A 19832-nucleotide genomic window follows, 5' to 3' on the forward strand; every position below is an offset into this window, starting at 1 on the left:
CATAGATTCTTTGTTAGTGGACAATGGCATAATTCTCTAAAGATTCATGTTTCTGGACCTCTACAGAGAAAGGTTCTGTATATATATGATCCTCTTTATGCTTCGCCAGAGCAAAGCCCACAAAAGACAATCCGATTCCTAGGTAAGGATGTTCAACGATGATAAGGCCAACAGCGGCTGTAAGGAATAATGACCAGTATTTTTCAAGCATGCTATCTAAAACAGACTCTTTATATATAAACGAAATTTTAATAAACAATCGTGAGGATATTTTATAATGATTTATAATTAAGGTATCCTGTGTGCATTTAACTTTTGTTTATCATTTATAAAATATTGACAAAATGAAACTTAATATACTTTAATTTATATATTAAAATTTAAAGGTTTGTAACTTAACAAGATCAGCCTAGCCTATAAACTCAGATTTAGTTAAGCTATTGAAATGCTGTTTCGTGGAATGGACGGAGGTGAGATTAATGGAAATTATAGTTAAACACCGATGGTTTGTAACTTATGAATGCTAAAATCGCATTCAATAGATGGTGATGTTAATACCATAAGTTTCAAACAAATGGTTAATAACTATAAAGAACAGAAGAAAGCTGGAACCAAGAAGGCTTCCAAGGAAGAGTATCACATCTATCCTTCTAGAGGATCTGAGAGTAGAAAGTAATTAGTATAGATACTTTGGTCAGAACTATGTTCACGGGAGGGAAACCTCCTGCCGTTTTCTTATTCTGTTCCCCTGCTTAATATTATATATGGAGTAGCGTTCTTTCTTATGGAACCGTATTTTTTTTAAAGAATGTCAGCATGGAGGAAAGGTGTTAAGGATCATCACGCTGACATTCATCAAGTTATGAGGGATTTATCCCTTTGCATAAGATCCCACTCCCCCTACAGGGTTGCATATGTTCATTGGATCATATTGTATATAGGAGCATCCGGATATTATGTTCATAGTACATGTGACTCTCATCCGCTATAGGAATAATATCATATGTTATGGATTTTGCATTTGCATGTGAATAGTCTTATACCTCATGACTTTTCCATATGTATGAACAGAATTCTCTGCGTATGAGCAGACATGAAGCAGATGTAAAGGTGGCACTAAAGGACACGTTAGTCATTTCTGAATGGATCTGACCATATTTTTACTTTTAAATGTTATATTGTGTATCTCTCACAGGTCATTTGCCTTTGTTTACTACCCTGCAGGATCTTGTTTTTCTTTGGAGTTGTCATGAATGTGGTGTAAATGCGTTCATATTTCTGTCTCATCATTATGAGACTCACTATATTCAAGACTATAGAAATATTCATATATGTTCTTGATGAGGTATGTACTATATCAATAGCTAAGTGATGACACCAATCCGATCTCTGGGAATTTCCCGGATCGTTCACAGAAAAAACTATGATCTGGTGTTCATGACCCAAAAAACCAAAAAAAGGAGAAATCTAATATGGAATTCGTAACTGTAACCTGTCAGAACTGTGGTAGTAAGATGTATGTCCTGAGCAAGTGCGTCCGCAATGTGATGTATTGTACTATCCACTGTCTTGAATCAGGTGCCTCATCAAAGATATGAGTGCTCGTGCTGAGCACTCACGCCTTAGCTTCTTAGCAGCTTTGCGTTGATCAAGAAGTATATAAATAGACTAAAAAAGAGGTTTATCAACTTTTTCATAAAAAGTGTAACATTAAAGAAACCTCTATGTTCAGTTTTTGTTCTTGAGCTTTTCAAGCAAAGAGGAAACTCTTTCTTTGGCCTGTTCTGTTTCCTGCATGTCCTTTGTAATATATATGTTCAAAATATCTCCCTCCTTACTTCCTTCCGGCAATAAAGAAAGAAGAATACTCACCTCAGTAGTTTCTTCTGGCCTGATAAGCAATACAGCGATCTGGTCTTCTATCCTGTCCAGCGTGGCTTTGATTATCATCTTCATCCCCTCAGTGAGTCTGCAAGGCTTCCTTCATTATAATAGAGGGAAGCAGTATCAACATCATTGTTCCATAAAGGATCTCCACTTATTCCATTTGATTCCAGTTCGAACGAGGAGGAAGTAGATGTGTGCTTGTCATCCTCGTCTTTGATCTGCCAACCCATGAGATCCACAGAAGAAAAAACCGGATCCCTTATCTTTACAAACTCTTCTTTAAGGCTCAGACTAATGATTTTTATTCCCTCATCTATGGTGCTTGTTTCAACAGGCGAGACCACTGCACCTTTTGAGGCAGATCTAGTTGTTGTATCTGTAGTGGTTACTGTACTTGTGATGCTGTTTTTGCCACCAGCTATCTTTTCTGTGGTCACAGTGTATGTAGAACCGTCTGTTGTAATGCTTATTGTACCATGATGATCTGTTCTGTAAACTGTGGATACGCTCTGAAGCCGCTGCAATATCTCAGTGTGTGGGTGTCCATAATCATTATCTGCGCCTACTTCTATGATGCTTATCTCTGGACTAACAGATGAAATGAATTCATGTCCTGAACCGGAAGTACTCGCATGATGACCTACTTTGAGGATATCTGCGTCCACATTATAGCCTGCACCCACAATGTTTTCCTCAGCTTCGAGGCCGGCATCTCCCATAAGCAGAAAAGATACATCTCCATGTGTGATCTTAATAACCACCGAGTTCTCGTTGAGCTCTTCAGATTGTTCTTTTTTAGGATTAAGTACCAGGATCTCCGTTCCAGGAGCAAGATCGATGGTTTCCCCTCTTTCTGCCACATGGAAAGGAATGTTCTTTGTATCAATTGCCATCAACATGTTTTCATATGTCTTTGAAGTGTGTGGGTATCCCGAGTCTATGAACTGACCTACAGGATAATTATTAAGTATTGTGAGCATTCCTCCGATATGATCTGCGTGTGGATGGGTTGCAACCACATAGTCCAAGGAGGAAATCTTTCGTTCCTTGAGGAATGCTGAGACTGTGTAACCCATTTGATTTTCACCGGCATCTACCAGCATGGTCTTTCCAGCATATTCGATGAAAATAGAGTCTCCCTGGCCAACATCTATAAAGTGAACAGTCAGGTTCTCTCTTTGAGAAGATGCAGATGGTGTTTGTTCAGGTATGGAATATTGTATTTCAGATGTTGCTTCGTTTACAGGATCATTCTCGATTGTTTCTTTCACAGGCTCATAAGTTTGTTGTGCATTATTGTCTGCAATCTCTTGCTGTTGAGCAGCAGGCTTGTTTTGTTGATAAGCCATTTGTCCCAAGATCCCAAGAAACACAAACACAGCAATAATTATCAGTATCCATTTTAATATTTTGTTCATATTTTTCCATCCAATAGAGAGAATAAAAGTGAATGTGCATCTGACATATACTTGTCGAACAGTTTCTTGTTTATTTAAAAGGTGTATTTCTAGTGGAGTTTTTAGGTCCGGAAAAAATGGTTGAGATGAAGATGCATGCCAGCTATGGCACACACACCTTGATCGTGTACCTAAGTAAAAAATAGTTCTGCACCATTACACTCGCAGCAGCAGGCTATATTTTTGATAGTTAAGTGTTAATAAGAATATAGCATTTTCTAACAAAGCATGGTGCTATTTGTTGGCGCAAATAGCTTTATCATGATCACTCATTCTCAAGATATCGACGATCAGGACAGTTTGCTCCGATCATGGACATGCTCTTTAACTCTTTTTCTGAGAACTTACACCTCATATTTCTGATATCATTCCATTTGTCATGTTAATTCTCTTGTTCCGGATAACATCAATATATAATGAAGTATGATCATTTTCTATGCAGCTTATAACCCTTACCACTGATTTTGGCTCTGTCTATCCCGCTGCCATGAAGGGGGTCATTCTGGGCATCAATCCTCAGGCTACTATAGTCGATATATCCCATACTATCCCACATGCTGATATAAGGGCCGGAGCCTTTGCCCTTTACTCTGTAGTACCTTATTTTCCAGCGGACACTGTGCATGTGGCCGTAGTGGATCCGGGAGTGGGCACTGCAAGAAATCCAATAGTGATTTCTGCAGGAGGTCATTTTTTTGTTGGTCCTGATAACGGTCTCATGGTTCCCGCAGCTTCAAGTCTGGGCTATATGCAGATCTTCAAAATAACTAACTTCGGTCTGTTGGGTGATGTATCTGCCACTTTTCATGGAAGAGACGTGTTTGCCCGCATTGGTGCCTACCTCTCGGACGGTATGCCTCTGGAAAAAATTGGTGAAACTACAATAGGTCATATACATCTGGATTTTGGAACAGTTGAAGTTGAAGCTGACTTCATTTCAGGCGAAGTCATCTATGTAGATGATTTTGGTAACATAATTACCAATATAAAGGCTTCAGACATGCTCAAAAAGTTCAACTTTAAAGAACAGGTAAGAGTATTCCGTAATACAATGCCTTTTCTTGCAACCTATGGATTGGCAAGACAAGGAGAATTGTTGGCCCTTATTGGTAGCCATGGTTTCCTCGAAATAGCTGTTAATCGAGGTAGTGCTGCAAAAATGCTGAAGGTAGAATGCATGGATAAGGTCAGGATTGAATAATAGTGGCCTGCGGCTTCTTTCACATCCACTTATAGTGTCTCATGACTTCAAGGTTCATATCATACAATAGACTGTTCTCTACATATCCAAAGAACAGGCACCCGTGGCAAGTATGAGCTATTTGCTTCCTTTTTTCCCGGCTGTTTTCCCATACTTTTTCCAGTCCTTCTTTTACATTTCCGAGAGCTTCATTTTGTACCCTGCAATGTTCTATGGTGCCATCAGCAGTTACATTAAGTATGAGTTCCCCTGCATGGCATCTGAAATCAGTGTTCATGTCCCTTACCATCTTTAGATAGGTGTAAGAATTAATAATGGGGTAACCTTCTTTTTTCATTTCGGTTATCATGTCCACTGTCCTGCGATATTTATCAACATCTCTTACACCAATGTTCTGCCATACGTCATCTGCTATATCTGAGAATTCGTACATTGGTTCGAAAGCTACAGTCACATCCAGTTCTGCAGCAAGTCGTATGAGCTCTTCAATATCATCGAGGTTCCTTCCACTTAGTACACAGTTCATGAGTATGGGATTTTTTATGTACCTTTTCGCTTTTATGATACCAGGCAAAATTTTGGTTTTAAAATCTACTCCTCTTATCTCTCTATAACTGTTAATACCATCAACGGATACAGAAAGGTAATCCAGATCCTTCAGTTCCTCTGCTCTTTTTTCCAACAGCAGTCCGTTGGTTATGAGAAAAGTCACTATGCCCAGTTCTTTGGCATGCAGGAGGATATGTGGAAGATCATCTCTCAGTAAAGGTTCCACAGTCCATGCATTATATATCATTATACCAAAATCCTTTGCCTCGTCCAGCAGTCTCATTATTTCCTTTAATGTCATTTCAGCATCATTCTGTTTCCAGTATTCGCAGAAATCACATTTCATATTGCAACGGGAGTTGATGGCATGGGAGAGCACAAGAGGACGTTTTCTGATCCTTGTTTGCCAGAATGCTCTTGTTGCTGTGAGGGATAATACGGACATGATTCACTATCTACATTAGTTGATGATTTAAATATTCTGTTCCAAAATACAGCAAAAGCTATACAGAATTATATTGTTAAAAAAGATATGCCCGTAGAACACGGGCATTTACAGATATTTACAAATTGGCAGGAGTACTTTTACCCGAAGAGTGCACCGAGACCGGCCATTCCGCTCTCTTCTGCCTCTTCCTTGGTATCTTCTTCCTTCTGTGCCTCTGCTGCTGGAGCTTCGGCTGCTGCTGCCGGGGCTGCTGCTGCTGGAGCTGCTGCCACTGCTGCAGTTGCCATTGCTTCCTCTATGTCCACGTCTTCAAGGGCTGCAATGAGTGCCTTTACACGTGATTCATTGACTTCGGTACTAGCTGCCTGAAGAACGGCAGTTATTGTATCTTCTGTAATCTCTTTACCAGCTTTGTGCAGTAAAAGTGCTGCGTATATGTATTCCATGTGAAATCACCTTTTATCAATGTAAGTTTTAGTCTGTCTTATCCGAAGAGTGCTCCAAGGCCGGCCATTCCGTCCTCTTCAGAACTCTCTTCTTCCTTCTCTTCTTTCGCTTCGACGGTTTCTGCCTTGGCCTCAGTTGTTGCGCTCACTGCTGCAGCAGCTGCGGCTCCAAGAGTCTGCTTAAGCTCATCATCTACTGCTTCCTCATTTTTAGCTGAGGCTGCAGCAGCCACAGCAATCATCTGTGACTGAGCCTTGCCCATCAATGCTCCCATCAGTTCCGGCTCGAACACAACAGCATAAATACCGAGGTTCCTGGATTCTGTTGAAGCTTTTGCGATAAGCGTGGTTATGTTGTCTGCATTTGGATATGCTGCATATACTGACAGATTGAATGCCTGCTTTGCAGCCAGAGCTATGTCGTTGAAGTACTGCGTTTCATCCACAGCCAAGACATCTGGGCGGAATATGGATCCCTCTTCCAGAACTGCTCTTAAATCCAGTCCAACAACCATTGGATAGATCTCAAGCCTGTTAAGCATGGATGCAAGCAGCTGGGGAGCCTTCTCTCCCTCTTTCAATACGGTCTTGGTCTCCTTTACGACGACCTTGCCCCCATCAATAGCCGCTGGAATTCCAGCTCTCTGCAGATCTCCAAGAATGGGCCCGGGTGGAAAACTTGTTGGCCTTGCTTCCACTACAATATCTTTAGGAGCTACGGCACCTGCCTTGATTGGTGAAGGTGTTTTGCTTTTTTCGAGGAGTTTGAATAGTTTAAAAGGATTCTGATCAGAAAATATTAATGCCGTCTGGACATCAATAAATTCGGACATATCCTTTACATCCTGATCCATTTCCTCTAATGCCCTTTTTATAAGAGTGTTCCTGGCCACTTTGATATATGCAGTTCCATTAAGGTCTCTCCTCATTTTCTGGAGCTGCTTTGCAGGAATGCCTTCAATGCCTACTATACCAAAGAGGTGGTAGGTTTTTATGAGCTCTTTTATCTCCTCGACTTCCTTAGCCTTCCATTTTGGTATATGTGACGAATGGTGATCAATTTCCATATTACATCACCTTCACGGACTTACCCATTGTGGTCGTTAAATAGATCGACTTGATGTTCTGGCTGCCTTTCTCAAGGGAATGTTCAAGTCTGGTGATCACCGTTTCTATATTATCAGCCAGCTTTTCGACCGGCATATCTTTGCGCCCGACTGCAACATGGAAGGTCAGTTTATCTTTTGACCTTATACGCACGGAACTCCTGGAGGAGTTGATCACATCAGCTACATTCTTTCCAGGCTGGAGCGGTATTGGCATCTTTCCTCTGGGACCCAGGACAACACCGAGGCTCTTACCAATGAGTGGCATGTACTGTACTTCGGCTATGAAGAAGTCACATTCATTGGCAATTGCCCTTGAGCGTGCTTTATCCTCTTTCAGGTCGTTGATGTCTTCCTCAGTGAATACATAGGTAGCACCCGCCTCTTTTGCCTGAAGACCAACCTCACCTTTTGCAAAAACAGCGATCTTCAAGTCCTTACCAAGGCCATGCGGAAGTATTATTTCTTCATCAACACGGTTCTTGGGCTGACTCATGTCGAGGTGTTTCAGGTTGATAGCCACATCAACGCTTTCCATGAACTTGCGCTGCGGCGATTCCTCTAACAATTTATTGACAGCTTCTACTGTTATTTTATTTACCATTCTATTCCTCCCGTAGTGCTGAACTGCCGTCCATCGGCCACTTCGGCCTACTACGGTTGATTATAGGAAGGAGTATATCCCCGTCCCATTATTTTTATCGTGCTCTCAACGTGGAGCATAGTTCTTATATCTATCGGTTATGTGTTCTGGATTAAGCTTCTGTCATTAGCACATCATCGAATTTCCCCTCGTCGATGGCTTTTTGACATTCTCTTGGATCCATCCCCTCTGCAGTAACACCCAGAGTTACGCATGCTCCTAGCACTTCCTTTACTGCGGCCTTCATGGTATATGCTAGCATTACGTCCCTCTTCATGCGCGCTATCCTCATAGCCTGGTCTATCTTCAGGTCTCCTACCTTGTTTGTCTTTGGTTCTCCGGAGCCCTTTTCTATACCCAGTTCTTTCTTGATCAGCGCAGCAGTTGGTGGTGTACCAACTTCTATCTCAAAGCTCTTGTCATCGGCAACTATCACTTTGACAGGTACTTGCATGCCGTTATAATCTTTTGTCTTCTCGTTGATCTTATCGATGACTGCTTTTATATTGATCCCTAAAGGTCCAAGGGCCGGGCCAAGAGGCGGTCCGGGATTGGCTTTACCTCCGGAGACCAGTGCTTCTACAACATTTGCCATGTGAGTATCACCAGTTATATTTGTTATCTTATAAATATAAATATTCAGGACTCTTCCTCTTTCCTGAGGACCCTTACAGTGTCACCACGTATAGTTATAGGTATCGGTACCACAGCATCGAACAGTTCAACTGTGATCTCTTCATGCCCCTCATCCACCCGCTTAACACGTGCTCTTTCTCCTTTAAAGGGTCCGGATGTGATCTCTATTATTGCACCTTCAGTTATACCTGTTACAGTGGGCTTAGGTGTAAGGAAGTGTGCGATCTCTTCTATGCTGGACTGGCCCTTAATAACTGCACGTGCGTGAGGAACCGTCTGGATAGCCTGTTCCACTATACCAGGTGACGTGCTCTCCACCAGTACATATCCTTTCAGTTCGTCAGGGGCCAGGATGGCACGAATGTCCAGGTGTTCTTTCCTTGCCACCATTGCCATCATATTCGCTACAGAACGTTCCTGGTTAGCAGTTGTTTTCACCACGAATACAGTAGAAGGTTCAGTCATTCATTCACACCCACTTTGGTATTTCCACCATCACTATATAGATCAAGAATCCCATAATGCCAATGGCAAGGATTCCAAGACCAGCTACCTTAGCAATTGTGAGGAACTCTTCTCTAGAAGGTTTCTTTGTTAGTTTCAGAACCCTTATGTGCGCTCTTATAATAGATCCTATAGAGTCCACTGTGGTATTTAACTTGCTTGAATCTATATTATTCCCTGCCAATATCTTCACAACCGATTAAACCTTATGTTCTCTAAATTTTTTATGTATGACCGAATGACGAGCAGTCCGATTTTAATAATGATATAAAATAGTACCGCCTATCTACAACTTCTTCTGTAAAATACTTTTCGATTATTTTAGCAGGCAGAAAAAGCTGCCTGCACAATCTAATTTATTTTACAAAATCAATGCCATACTTGCGTGTAATATTTCGTGTGCCTCCATGGCCATATATCTGAGGTGATTTGACACCCGTAACTACCAGCATCGTCCTTACAGTATTTTCCAGTTCCTCATCTACCTGCGCACCCCAGATAATCCTTGCATCGGGATCGATACGGCTGTATACTTCCTGAACTACACTTTCAGCTTCAGCTATGGTCATGTCAGGACCACCCACTACATTCACAAGGGCGGAGGTAGCACCAGAAATATCCACATCTAACAATGGACTTCTTAATGCCTTTTGCACAGCCTCAACAGCTTTCATTTCACCCTCAGCTTCACCAAGGCCGATCATTGCAACACCACCGTTCTGCATGACGGTCCTGACGTCGGCAAAGTCAAGGTTAACAAGTCCTGGCTTTGTGATAAGTTCAGTAATTCCCTTCACTGCCCTCATCAGCACCTCGTCTGATACTTTAAATGCTGCCTGCAACGGGAGCCTTGGGACGACTTCCAGAAGTTTATCGTTTGGTACAACTATCACAGTATCGGCAACTTCTCTTAGCCTCTCCAGGCCAGCTTCAGCGTTCATACGCCTCACATGCCCTTCAACCCCAAATGGAAGTGTTACCACGGCAATGGTCAAAGCACCCGCATCCCTTGCAGCTTCAGCAACTACCGGGGCAGAACCGGTCCCAGTCCCCCCTCCAAGGCCAGCGGTGATGAACACCATGTCACTCCCTTCAACAAAAGCTCGAATCTCATCCACGCTTTCCAGAGCAGCCTCCTCGCCCACTTGGGGAAGGCTACCTGCGCCAAGACCTCTTGTCTTCTTTTTTCCTATCAATATCTTCTTATCGGCATTGACTCGCAGAAGGTGCTGAGCATCAGTATTTATAGCTACTAATTCCGCTCCTTTGATTCCCTCGTTGGCCATCCTCTGCGCACTGTTGGATCCTCCTCCACCACAGCCAACGACCTTGATCACAGTTCTCAGGTCACGGAGCATCTCCTCTAGCTCTGCATTGATATCATTCGGTTCTGGCACACGTGTATGGAGGCGTCCTTCTTCTTCGGACCTTGCAAGTGCCTCTTCTACTATGGATCTCATTCTTCTTCTCCCTTGAGTGGAAATCGTGTTATTTGTTTAAGAGTAATGTATTTCCTAATGTAATCCTTCTTATGGTTTTTGTATAAACCATCAATGGTTCTACAGTTCTGCTATTGGCAGTTACAGAGTTACCTTTTTTCAACTCTGCGAACAGGGGACCTGGAGGGACACCCAGTTCCCGGGCAACTTCAGGGTCAAACCTATCCTCTGTAATATATAATGTCATCTCTTCTGGGATGTATTTTATTTCATAATGCTCTTTTAGTATTTTAATGCATTCATCTATAAGCATATCAGCTGAAGCTTTTTCTTTGCCCCGCTCACATATCAGTATACCTGGCAATGTTCCATTATCTCTTTCAATATAAACTACATCAGACCTGTCAAGTAAGTTTGTGAGTTTTTTCTTATCAGCAGACACAGCTTCAATAAAGATCTCTTCATCCATCCTAAATATTTGAATATCATCCGTGCTTATATTTTCTGCATTGTTGATCATCAGCCTGAATCCATCTGTTATCCTCAGGCGGCTCCCAGGACAAAACCTATCTGCAAGTATAAGCAGATGGGAATATATATGCCAGGGTAAATCATGTATATCCAGGATATCACTTTCCCGAAGCAATTGCAGACCAAGTTCTTTGACGATCTCAGTGATCTTTTCTTTATGCGCCGATGACATTGCCCTGCGGTCAAAATATACAAAGTCAGCATTTGACTTCTCTGTAGCCTGCCGCACAAGTTCCAGATCCAGGTTATCAAGCTGATGGTTTGGAAAATTATGTCCGAATGTTATATTGTTCTCAAGTAATATTTTGGACTGCCTCTTTGCATAGTGCCCGCCCCCAAAACCAATAGCAATTGGCATTTTATCTTCTTTCATCTCCAGTATTGCCCTGGCAGCTATCTCTCCTGCTATCGGGTCTTCCCACTGTTCTTCTGCACTGCCGATCTCAGCATAGACCATGGGCAAACGAACATCTGTTGGTCCATGATGTGTGGACTCCATGGCAACTTCATAACCACTATTAATAGCCATTTTTTGCATGTTGAGCAAGATGGACCTCAAGGCAAAAGGTGCAGGGTAGGAAAATTCCCTGCTGTGTCCTCCGAATTTTGCATTGCCACTGTTCCCGGTATAATGGGCTGTAAGAACTCTGTTATCATCCTTACCCTTATGTTTTGAGGCAACTACAATGAGCCTGGTTTTCAATCCGCACGCTGCAAGTTTACGGTCGATGCCATCCTGGTATATATGATGTGCATCGATCTCCACAAGCCAGAATCCTTCGGATGAATAAGCGCATACAAGTTCCCCCCAGTCGTGACATGCCACTTTCACGGGAACCCATTCTCTCATTTTGAGAATATGTTCCTTGATGTTCTGGCTCGCCCTGTCCTTTGTGGAACATAGAATGGTTATTCTCGATTCGTTTCCTTTGCTGTTCATCTGTTTTCATCCCTGTTTTAGATCATCTTGATCATATCGAAAACCCATCTGCTCACACCAGGAGCCACATTGCCGCACCTGCGACAGTTCAGGACTTTCAATCCCTTTTTTTATAATCTCCTATGAGGCCTTCTATTTGATGTTGTTTCTTGAAAGTATAGAAATGCATCATACCTTCAGGCCTGATCACATCTGCTAGAATGTCGAGGAATTGGTCCATACCATAAGGTGTGGGGATTATGGCTCTGTGGAATTTATATTTCAGTGTCTAAGGAATGTCTATAGTATCAGCACATATAACTGAAAGGTTTTGCATGACCTTGTTCCGTGATGTATTTTTTTGGAGCATGGAAATAGCTGCGTTATTTTTTTCAAATGCTACAATATCAGCACCCTTTGCACCCACATGCACAACAAACGGCCCTACGCTACAAAAAGGTATAATCACTTTTTCACCATTTTGCACCATACTGGTTATCCTGGCTATTTCGTGCGATAATCTGTTATTAAAGAAAACTTCTTGAAGTTCCTTGATCAGATATCACAGAAATTATTGTTCAGCTTTTCCGTGAGCTTCATATTTTCCGAATAATCCACTCTAACGTCCATGAGCCACACTCCACCTGCTTTTAGTGCATTTTCAAGCTGTGGACTGAAGTCTTCTGCTTTTTCTATACGTATTCCATGTGCTCCAAAGCTCTCTGCAAGTTTGACAAAGTCCGGGTTCAGGAAGTCGATACCGAAGCTGGCATCGAACTTTTTCTTTTCGTGCCACTCTATAAGTCCGAATTTAGCGTCATCGAATATCACTATAACTATGTCACATCCGAGACGTACTGCGGTCTCCAGTTCCTGAACATTCATAAGAAACCCGCCGTCTCCGGCTATAGTCACCACCTTACGTTCCGGCCTCAGTAACTTTGCTGCAATAGCTCCGGGAAGTGCAAATCCCATAGATGCCAGGCCGTTTGATATCTGTACCGTATTGGGTTCATATGCTGGGTAAAGGCGTCCTATCCAGAGCTTGTGAGCGCCCACGTCGCTGATGATAATATCTTCCCTGTCCAATGCCTGTCTTATGTCGTATATAATCTTCTGGGGTTTCATGGGAAAGGATGTGTCATCCTTGAACTCAAGGAGTTCCTTCTCCATGTTCTTCCGTACCTTTGAGAAGTATTCCGGCATTTCCCTTCTCTTGCAGAATGGTAGAAGGTGTTTCAGAGAGATGCGGATATTCCCTACAAGTGACAGGTCGGGAATATATTTTTCATCCACTTCGTGCTGGTCAGAGTGGATGTGTATTATATTTTTGGACCCATCCGGGTTCCAGAACCTGGGACTATATTCTACGTGATCGAATCCGATGCATATGACCAGATCCGCTCTCGCAAAACCGCACATTATATGGTCCCTGTCCTTGACACCCATGGACCCCATGTAATGTTCATCGTCAGCCGGAAATGCACCTTTACCCATGAAAGTTGTAACTACCGGGATCCCCGTGCTTCTCACGAATTTACGCAATTCTTCCGATGCATCTTCCCTTATTACTCCATTGCCAGCCAGGATAACAGGCATCTCAGCAGCCTCTATCAGCTTAGCTGAACGCTGCAGTTCATCTTCATCAGGCATACGTATGCGAGAAGATGGTTTCTTCACAAGAGGTACTTTGTTAGTTTGTTCTGCAGCAATGTCCTCAGGCAGCTCGATATGTGTTGCTCCGGGCCTGTCCCTGGCGATCTCAAAAGCTTTGCTCACTATCTCAGGAATGAAATCTGCCCGGGTCACACTGGAGTTCCATTTAGTAAATTGACGGAAAGCTTCCACTATGTTCAGGTATTGATGAGCCTCCTTGTGGGTCTTTTCAAGTCCTGCCTGTCCGGTAATAGCTACTAAAGGTGCTCTGTCCAGATGCGCATCCGCCACACCTGTAATAAGATTGGTTGCCCCCGGACCCAGGGTTGAAAGACACACTCCAGGCCGATGGGTCAGCCTGCCATATACATCGGCCATGAAGGCTGCGGATTGTTCATGCCGTGTTACTATGAACTTTATTTTGGATCTGGAAAGGGAATCGGTCAGGTCCAGGGTCTCCTCACCCGGTATCCCAAAAATGTAGTCCACACCCTCATTCTCCAGACATTGTACCAGGAGGTCACTAGCTTTCATTTTCAGAACACCTTCATCGATTTTGCTCCTAAGAATTCATACATGCCTATCCTGTGCAATTCCCTGCCAAACCCGCTTTTCTTGAAGCCTCCAAGTGGCAGACGGGAATCTGAGGATACGCCATTGTTAATGGCTATGAGCCCAGCTTCGATTTCCCTTGAAAACCTTATGGCTCTTTCACGGTCCTTGCTCCATATACTTGCGCCCAGGCCGAATTCCGTGCTATTGGCTATCTTTATAGCATCATCTTCGTTCCTGAATGTTACTATGGGTGCAACAGGTCCGAAAGTCTCCTCGGTAAGTACAGGTGCACCTTCGGTTATGTTACCAAGCACCACCGGGTAGAAGAAACTGCCTTTTCCTTCCTGCTTTCCACCATCAAGCAGTATATCTGCTCCGGCTTTAATTGTCCTGTTAATCTGATCCTGCACAAAGTCCGCCTGTTCGGAGTTAACAAGGGGTCCCATATCGTTGTTTGGGTCAAGAGGGTCACCTATCTTCAAGTCTTGGACATGCTCCAGGAACCTTGAAGTAAAGTCTTCAGCAATAGTTGCATCTACAATGAACCTCTTGGCTGCGGTACATCTCTGTCCGGCATTCTGGAATCTGCTCAAAACTCCTACCTTTGCAGCTTTTTCAATATCTGCATCCTCCAGTACAATGAACGGATCACTGCCACCCAGCTCCAATATGCACTTCTTGATACTGCCACCTGCAGCCGCAGCCACCTTCTCCCCTGCCTGTCGACCTCCTGTAAAGGACACGGCATTGATCTCATTTCTGGGTATAAGGGACAATGCAGTGGGTCCATCTACCAACAGGGTCTGGTAGACACCTTCAGGTAACTCTGCTTCCTTGAATATACTTTCTATTGCAAGGGCACATTTTGGAACATAACTTGCATGTTTGAGCAATATCACATTGCCACCTGCCAGTGCAGGAGCAGCAAAACGTAATGCCTGCCAGAACGGTGCATTCCATGGCATGATACTTAGGATAGTTCCCAGAGGTTCGAGCACGATACCAGATGCATCTGCCTCGGTTTCCACAAATTCCGGCGTGAGAAATGTCTCGGCCTGCTCTGAAAAGTAATCAAAGACCTTTGCGCATTTTTCGATCTCATCCAGGGATTCTCTGATGGGTTTGCCCATTTCAATAGTGATGGTCTGTGCAAGTTCCTGTGCCCTTTCCCGGAGTACTCCTGCTGCATTGTCAAGGTAGTATTCACGGTTAAAAATCTCAGTGTCCTTCCATCCTTTAAAGGCTATCCTTGATCTTTTTAAGGAATCTTCTACCATTTGCGGTGAATACAGTTCATATTCCCCATTTAGTTCCCCTGTAGCAGGATTTACAGATCTCATCACTTTCATTATTTATCTCTCTCCTATAGATATATTCATCCGTTTTTAAAATTGGGTCTACTACATATTAAACCAATGCTATTTCTGGCACATGTTAGGAAATACTCAGTTTGGATATTTCAATCCCATATTCAATATATCTTTACTGCCTTCAGGTGCATGAACTCATAGAACCCGTGTTTTGCCATTTCTCTGCCCATTCCACTCTTTTTTATGCCTCCAAAAGGCATACATGCCTCTGGGCGGAAGAAAGCGTTAACAGCCACCATTCCCGTTTCAAGCTGTCTGGCAAGCAAAGCTCCTTTTTCCCTATCCTTTGTCCAGATGCTTGCACCCAGGCCGAACTGAGTACTGTTGGCAATACGGATGGCCTCCTGTTCGTTCCTGACGGTGATTATCGGTGCTACAGGCCCAAAGGTCTCTTCTGCCATCACTTTCATATCAAGGTTTACATTATCAAGTACCGTAGGGGAGTAGAAGAAGCCCTCTCTTTCCATCTTTCCTCCGGGAAGAAGTGGTCTTGCCCCTTTTGCGATAGCATCTTCCACCTGCTGTCCAAGGATAGATATTTGTTCTTCCCGCACCAGCGGCCCAATGTCTGTGTTCTTGTCCATTGGGTCTCCCAGTTTGAGCTGCTCTGTAAGCTCCACGAACTTACCGGTGAACTCTTCTGCTACTTCCTGTGCCACTATGAACCTCTTGGCTGCTATGCATGTTTGCCCTGTGTTGATGCACCGGCTGGGTACAGCCACAGTTGTCGCTTTTTCCACATCGGCATCAGCAAGCACTATGAATGGGTCACTGCCTCCAAGTTCCAGTACGAACTTCTTCATATTGCGGGCTGCAAGCTCTGCAACCTTTTTTCCGGCAATATCCCCACCTGTAAAGGAAACTGCTTTGATCTCATCCCTTGAGATGAGCGAGGAAGCTGTAGAACCATCTGTCAGCAGTGTCTGAAAAACACCGTCTGGAAATCCTGCTTCCAGGAAAAGTTCTTCCATCTTCAGGGCGCACATGGGCACATAGCTGGAATGCTTGAGCAGCACTACGTTGCCTGCCGCCAGTATATGAGAGGCTGCACTGAGCACCTGCCAGAAAGGGAAGTTCCAGGGCTTTATGGCCAGTACCGGCCCCATGGGTTCGTATGACACCATGGACTCAGAAGCATCCGTTTCTGCCTCTTCCGGCTGCATAAACTCCTCCGCATGCGCTGCAAAATAGTCGAACGTATCTGCACACTTAACAACCTCGGACACAGACTGTTTTATGACCTTACCCATCTCCAGTGTGATAAGTTCTCCAAGCTCCTGTTTTCTGCTGCGCAGCAGTTGCGAGAGATCACTTAAAAGTTTGCTGCGTGCGGACACGTCGAAATCTTTCCACTCATGAAAAACCGTATCAGCTTTCTTAAGAGCTGCATTTATTTGTTCATTTGAGTAAGGTTGAAATTGTCTGATAATTTTTCCTGTGGTTGGATTGATGGATGAGATGAGGGTCATGGTGAAACTCCTGTCAGATGATTGTTTCTTATGATAGAAAATGGTAATAGGTGGGGTATAAATGTAGTTGGGAATGTGAAGTTCTTATGTCCAATGAAAGAGAATATTTTATCCCATCACTATCTGCACCACAGTCGGATATTTTTTCATGATCGTGTATGCAATGGACCTGCCAACCCATAACCTGCCCTGCTGCATGGTGCGCAGGCGGCTAATTTCTTCCAGAGTCTGTAATGCCTGCAATGCATGTGCATCGTTGAGATAGCAACTATCTGGTACATGGTTATCAAAAAAGAACAGTATAGGCAGTTTCAGTTTATCGTGCAGATTTTTAGGTAGCTTTTCGCTGAGGTTCCTGAGCGTTGCTGTGTCAAAAAGGTGATCTTTACCCCCTTTTGTTCTTGCTGTGGGCTTTTCTTCCAGCAGAAGCTGAGCAAGGCTTTTTCTTTCGGATACGATGCCATCGTTCAGCTTATTCATCTCTGTTCTCATCCACCTCATGAGAACCGAATCATCAACTATTGGACTTTTGCTCAGCATCATACCTCTTTTCTTTTTTATACAATAGTTGTTTAGATCAATTTGTACTTACTGTTTTTGTAGCATCGTATTGTTTCTGGGGGGACAATGGTTTAAACAATGTGTGAGCCTTGTTACTACTAAGTAGATCCACATGTCCACACTATCCCCTCTTTATGACGAAAAGCTTCAGCAGATCAAGGCCATCTTGCTGGAAACATTTGCAGGAGAGGATGTCAGAATAATTCGTATTGACCTTGATAAGCGAGGATATTCTCATAATTCAACTGAGATCGCCATAGGGATACTTTCACGGTCCCAGGGCGACAGGAAAAAGCTGATCGATTCTATGGAAAAAATAGGGAAAATAAATTTTCCATACACTATGGATCTCATAGACCTTTCGAGAGTTTCTGAAAGCCTCAGGGCTCAATTGCTGGAAGACGGTGAAGTCTGGAAAGACTGGAAATGATCACTAAGAAGTTATATTAAATTGCAGTCCTTCCTCTGGATTATGAAATATCAAGGTCAAGAGTATGAAGCGAAAACATTCAAGGACATTGATCTTACAGGCACTTCTTTCAAAAGTTCAAAGTTCATTGACTGCACTTTTGAGAATTGCAACTTATAAAATGTGGATCTGAATGACACAAAGTTCAAGGATGACAGATTCAAGAAATGCAAAATACTGGGATTGGATTTTTCAAAATGCAACAAATTCATGCTCATTATCGGGTTTGAAGACTCTTTTATTTCCTATTCTGTTTTTTCCAACATGAATTTGGAAAATACGGATTTCATTAACTGTCAGATACATGATTGCGATTTTGTCAATACTAACCTTAAAAATGCGAATTTTGAAGGGTCTAATCTTAAGAATAGCATCTTTCAAAATACTAACCTTAGCTTCACATCTTTCAGGAATGCAAGGAACTACAATATAGATCCAAATCATAATTTTCTGAAAAGAACGAAATTCTCTACCCCAGAGGTTATCTCCCTTTTAAACATCTACGATATCGATATTGAATGAAAGGGCGATAGACCAAAGAAAGCAATGATCCGGCTTCCATCAAGATCTTCATTATCGACACTACTCAGCTTTACGGACCATTGTCCTCCGGATGTGTCAAAAACTAGATATGTAGGTAATGAGAAATATGAACCAATTTATATTGGCCCTTGGAAGGGTAGAGGACGGGCCGTGTTATGTGATCCCCACTTAGTGCCAACACAACCCACTATAAGTGTTCAGCACCTGCAACATTCACGCACGACCCATCGCTCTCTTTGTCCTTTGGGTCTAAATCCATTTATTCCCGGGTGGGTCCATAACAGTGCCATTCAAGCTTACGATGTTTCCCTGAGAAGGTAACATCAAAATGTAGTAAGCTCATGGACTGTATTATTTTCCCACAATATCATATATGTCTTCAAAGTTTATCAATCATTTGTTTTGTAGACAGTGGTTGCATCTGCCCCTCGTTGAGATCGTACCATGAAGATCTCTACAGGCCCTAATTTCCAATAGTTATAAATTCATTAACCACAACCTCTTTACCATGTACGACCTGATGGATACCGCAGAAAAGATCCGCACCATGGAGATACGGGGAGCCGGCAGGATAGCAGTCGCGGCTTCAGCAGCCCTTAGGGATCACGCACGGACGCTAAGTTCACTATCCGCTGAGGAGTTTGAGAAAAGCATCAACGAGGTTGCAAGGATACTTGTGGAGACCAGGCCTACAGCCGTATCCCTGCCCAATGCTGTGGCCCTCACAAAAAAGCATTCTTCAAGGAATGCCACCGAAGCAATTGCTGAAATAGTTGCCAATTCTGAAAGGTTCATAAAAAATGCCAATGAAGCACTGGATAAGATCGGCAGGGTAGGTGCCAGGCGTATCCGTGATGGGGATGTCATTATGACCCATTGTAATTCCCATGCAGCTATTGCCATCATCAAGACAGCCTTTAAGCAGGGCAAGAAGATATCTGTCATCGCCACCGAATCAAGACCCCGCAGACAAGGTTTCATCACTATCAGAGAACTGAACGATGCAGGTATTCCTACCACGCTCATCGTGGACTCGGCTGTGAGGCTAGTCATGAAAGACGTGGACCTGGTGATCGTTGGCGCTGATTCCATTGCCGTTAACGGTGCATTGGTCAATAAGATAGGTACTTCCCAGCTTGCACTGGCGGCCAGAGAAGCTCGCAAGAACGTCCTGGTTGCAGCCGAGACCTATAAATTCAGTCCTAATACCATTCTGGGTCAGATGGTGGAAATAGAGGACCGCTCAAGTAATGAGGTTATAGACCCTGATATGCTCAAAGAGATGCCCAACGTAAAAGTGCGCAATCCGGCATTTGATATCACACCACCAGAATACATTGACCTTATAATCACAGATGCTGGTGCTTTCCCGCCGGCAATGGCATACATGGTTATTAAAGAATACCTGGGGCTGGACCTGGTAGATCTGAAATAGTTTTGTTT

At 43.3% G+C, this 19832-nt stretch carries 23 protein-coding genes; 5 read left to right on the plus strand and 18 right to left on the minus strand.

Annotated elements, in window-relative coordinates:
• Positions 1–13 precede the first annotated feature (13 nt).
• Positions 14–211, minus strand: coding sequence for a hypothetical protein (locus METHO_RS11235; protein WP_048831165.1), 198 nt, complete (start codon positions 209–211; stop codon positions 14–16).
• 962 nt (positions 212–1173) lie between these two features.
• Entirely contained in the window at positions 1174–1302 is a 129-nt protein-coding gene (locus METHO_RS14325; RefSeq protein WP_281162784.1) for a hypothetical protein, read from the minus strand.
• A 170-nt stretch (positions 1303–1472) separates the two neighbouring features.
• Between METHO_RS14325 and METHO_RS14330 the strand changes: the two genes are divergently transcribed.
• Complete coding sequence (locus METHO_RS14330) at positions 1473–1598, plus strand: hypothetical protein (protein ID WP_015325661.1); 126 nt, start codon at positions 1473–1475, stop codon at positions 1596–1598.
• 130 nt (positions 1599–1728) lie between these two features.
• Here the strand turns inward: METHO_RS14330 and METHO_RS11240 are convergent, their stop codons facing one another.
• Positions 1729–1950, minus strand: a complete 222-nt coding sequence (locus METHO_RS11240; RefSeq protein WP_015325662.1) for a DUF3006 domain-containing protein — start codon at positions 1948–1950, stop codon at positions 1729–1731.
• Positions 1951–1952: 2 nt separating this feature from the next.
• Complete coding sequence (locus METHO_RS13160) at positions 1953–3305, minus strand: MBL fold metallo-hydrolase (protein WP_015325663.1); 1353 nt, start codon at positions 3303–3305, stop codon at positions 1953–1955.
• A 475-nt stretch (positions 3306–3780) separates the two neighbouring features.
• On the opposite strand from METHO_RS13160, the gene METHO_RS11250 reads away from it, so the two are divergent.
• Positions 3781–4545 (plus strand): SAM hydrolase/SAM-dependent halogenase family protein, encoded by a 765-nt coding sequence (locus METHO_RS11250; RefSeq protein ID WP_015325664.1) that lies wholly within the window; start codon positions 3781–3783, stop codon positions 4543–4545.
• A gap of 19 nt (positions 4546–4564) precedes the next feature.
• On the opposite strand, the gene METHO_RS11255 is transcribed toward METHO_RS11250, so the two are convergent.
• The 14 genes from METHO_RS11255 to METHO_RS11320 form a co-directional block, all read right to left on the minus strand.
• A complete protein-coding gene (locus METHO_RS11255) occupies positions 4565–5539 on the minus strand; it encodes a radical SAM protein (RefSeq protein WP_015325665.1) in 975 nt (324 codons plus the stop codon).
• A 140-nt stretch (positions 5540–5679) separates the two neighbouring features.
• A complete protein-coding gene (gene rpl12p / locus METHO_RS11260; RefSeq protein ID WP_015325666.1) occupies positions 5680–5988 on the minus strand; it encodes a 50S ribosomal protein P1 in 309 nt (102 codons plus the stop codon).
• Between the two features lie 38 nt (positions 5989–6026).
• Positions 6027–7055 carry a 50S ribosomal protein L10 gene (locus tag METHO_RS11265; protein ID WP_015325667.1) on the minus strand — a complete coding sequence of 343 codons (1029 nt, stop codon included), beginning with the start codon at positions 7053–7055 and terminating at the stop codon, positions 6027–6029.
• Between the two features lies 1 nt (position 7056).
• The gene (locus METHO_RS11270; protein ID WP_015325668.1) at positions 7057–7698 is read right to left on the minus strand and encodes a 50S ribosomal protein L1; all 642 of its coding nucleotides are present in this window, start codon (positions 7696–7698) and stop codon (positions 7057–7059) included.
• 151 nt (positions 7699–7849) lie between these two features.
• The gene (locus METHO_RS11275; RefSeq protein WP_015325669.1) at positions 7850–8332 is read right to left on the minus strand and encodes a 50S ribosomal protein L11; all 483 of its coding nucleotides are present in this window, start codon (positions 8330–8332) and stop codon (positions 7850–7852) included.
• 44 nt (positions 8333–8376) lie between these two features.
• Complete coding sequence (locus METHO_RS11280; protein ID WP_015325670.1) at positions 8377–8838, minus strand: transcription elongation factor Spt5; 462 nt, start codon at positions 8836–8838, stop codon at positions 8377–8379.
• 4 nt (positions 8839–8842) lie between these two features.
• Positions 8843–9046, minus strand: a complete 204-nt coding sequence (locus tag METHO_RS11285) for a protein translocase SEC61 complex subunit gamma (RefSeq protein ID WP_394296212.1) — start codon at positions 9044–9046, stop codon at positions 8843–8845.
• Between the two features lie 187 nt (positions 9047–9233).
• Positions 9234–10337: a cell division protein FtsZ gene (gene ftsZ, locus METHO_RS11290; RefSeq protein WP_015325672.1), complete on the minus strand. Its 1104-nt coding sequence runs from the start codon at positions 10335–10337 to the stop codon at positions 9234–9236.
• Between the two features lie 28 nt (positions 10338–10365).
• Positions 10366–11787 carry a D-aminoacyl-tRNA deacylase gene (locus METHO_RS14435; protein WP_015325673.1) on the minus strand — a complete coding sequence of 474 codons (1422 nt, stop codon included), beginning with the start codon at positions 11785–11787 and terminating at the stop codon, positions 10366–10368.
• A gap of 268 nt (positions 11788–12055) precedes the next feature.
• Positions 12056–12325, minus strand: a complete 270-nt coding sequence (locus METHO_RS11300) for a hypothetical protein (RefSeq protein ID WP_083885768.1) — start codon at positions 12323–12325, stop codon at positions 12056–12058.
• A complete protein-coding gene (locus tag METHO_RS11305) occupies positions 12322–13956 on the minus strand; it encodes an acetolactate synthase large subunit (RefSeq protein WP_015325674.1) in 1635 nt (544 codons plus the stop codon). Before METHO_RS11305 ends, METHO_RS11300 begins: the two co-directional genes overlap by 4 nt.
• A gap of 2 nt (positions 13957–13958) precedes the next feature.
• The gene (locus METHO_RS11310) at positions 13959–15326 is read right to left on the minus strand and encodes an NAD-dependent succinate-semialdehyde dehydrogenase (RefSeq protein ID WP_015325675.1); all 1368 of its coding nucleotides are present in this window, start codon (positions 15324–15326) and stop codon (positions 13959–13961) included.
• Positions 15327–15448: 122 nt separating this feature from the next.
• Positions 15449–16816: an NAD-dependent succinate-semialdehyde dehydrogenase gene (locus METHO_RS11315; RefSeq protein WP_015325676.1), complete on the minus strand. Its 1368-nt coding sequence runs from the start codon at positions 16814–16816 to the stop codon at positions 15449–15451.
• A 108-nt stretch (positions 16817–16924) separates the two neighbouring features.
• A complete protein-coding gene (locus tag METHO_RS11320) occupies positions 16925–17308 on the minus strand; it encodes a DUF61 family protein (protein WP_245546291.1) in 384 nt (127 codons plus the stop codon).
• A gap of 181 nt (positions 17309–17489) precedes the next feature.
• On the opposite strand from METHO_RS11320, the gene METHO_RS11325 reads away from it, so the two are divergent.
• The 3 genes from METHO_RS11325 to METHO_RS11335 all read left to right on the plus strand — a co-directional run bounded on the left by METHO_RS11325 (position 17490) and on the right by METHO_RS11335 (position 19824).
• Positions 17490–17807, plus strand: a complete 318-nt coding sequence (locus tag METHO_RS11325) for a hypothetical protein (RefSeq protein WP_015325678.1) — start codon at positions 17490–17492, stop codon at positions 17805–17807.
• A 162-nt stretch (positions 17808–17969) separates the two neighbouring features.
• A complete protein-coding gene (locus METHO_RS11330) occupies positions 17970–18368 on the plus strand; it encodes a pentapeptide repeat-containing protein (RefSeq protein WP_245546292.1) in 399 nt (132 codons plus the stop codon).
• Between the two features lie 529 nt (positions 18369–18897).
• Positions 18898–19824, plus strand: a complete 927-nt coding sequence (locus tag METHO_RS11335; RefSeq protein WP_015325679.1) for a ribose 1,5-bisphosphate isomerase — start codon at positions 18898–18900, stop codon at positions 19822–19824.
• The last annotated feature ends 8 nt before the right edge of the window (positions 19825–19832 follow it).

Origin of the sequence: Methanomethylovorans hollandica DSM 15978, assembly GCF_000328665.1 — an archaeon.
Lineage (GTDB): Archaea > Halobacteriota > Methanosarcinia > Methanosarcinales > Methanosarcinaceae > Methanomethylovorans > Methanomethylovorans hollandica.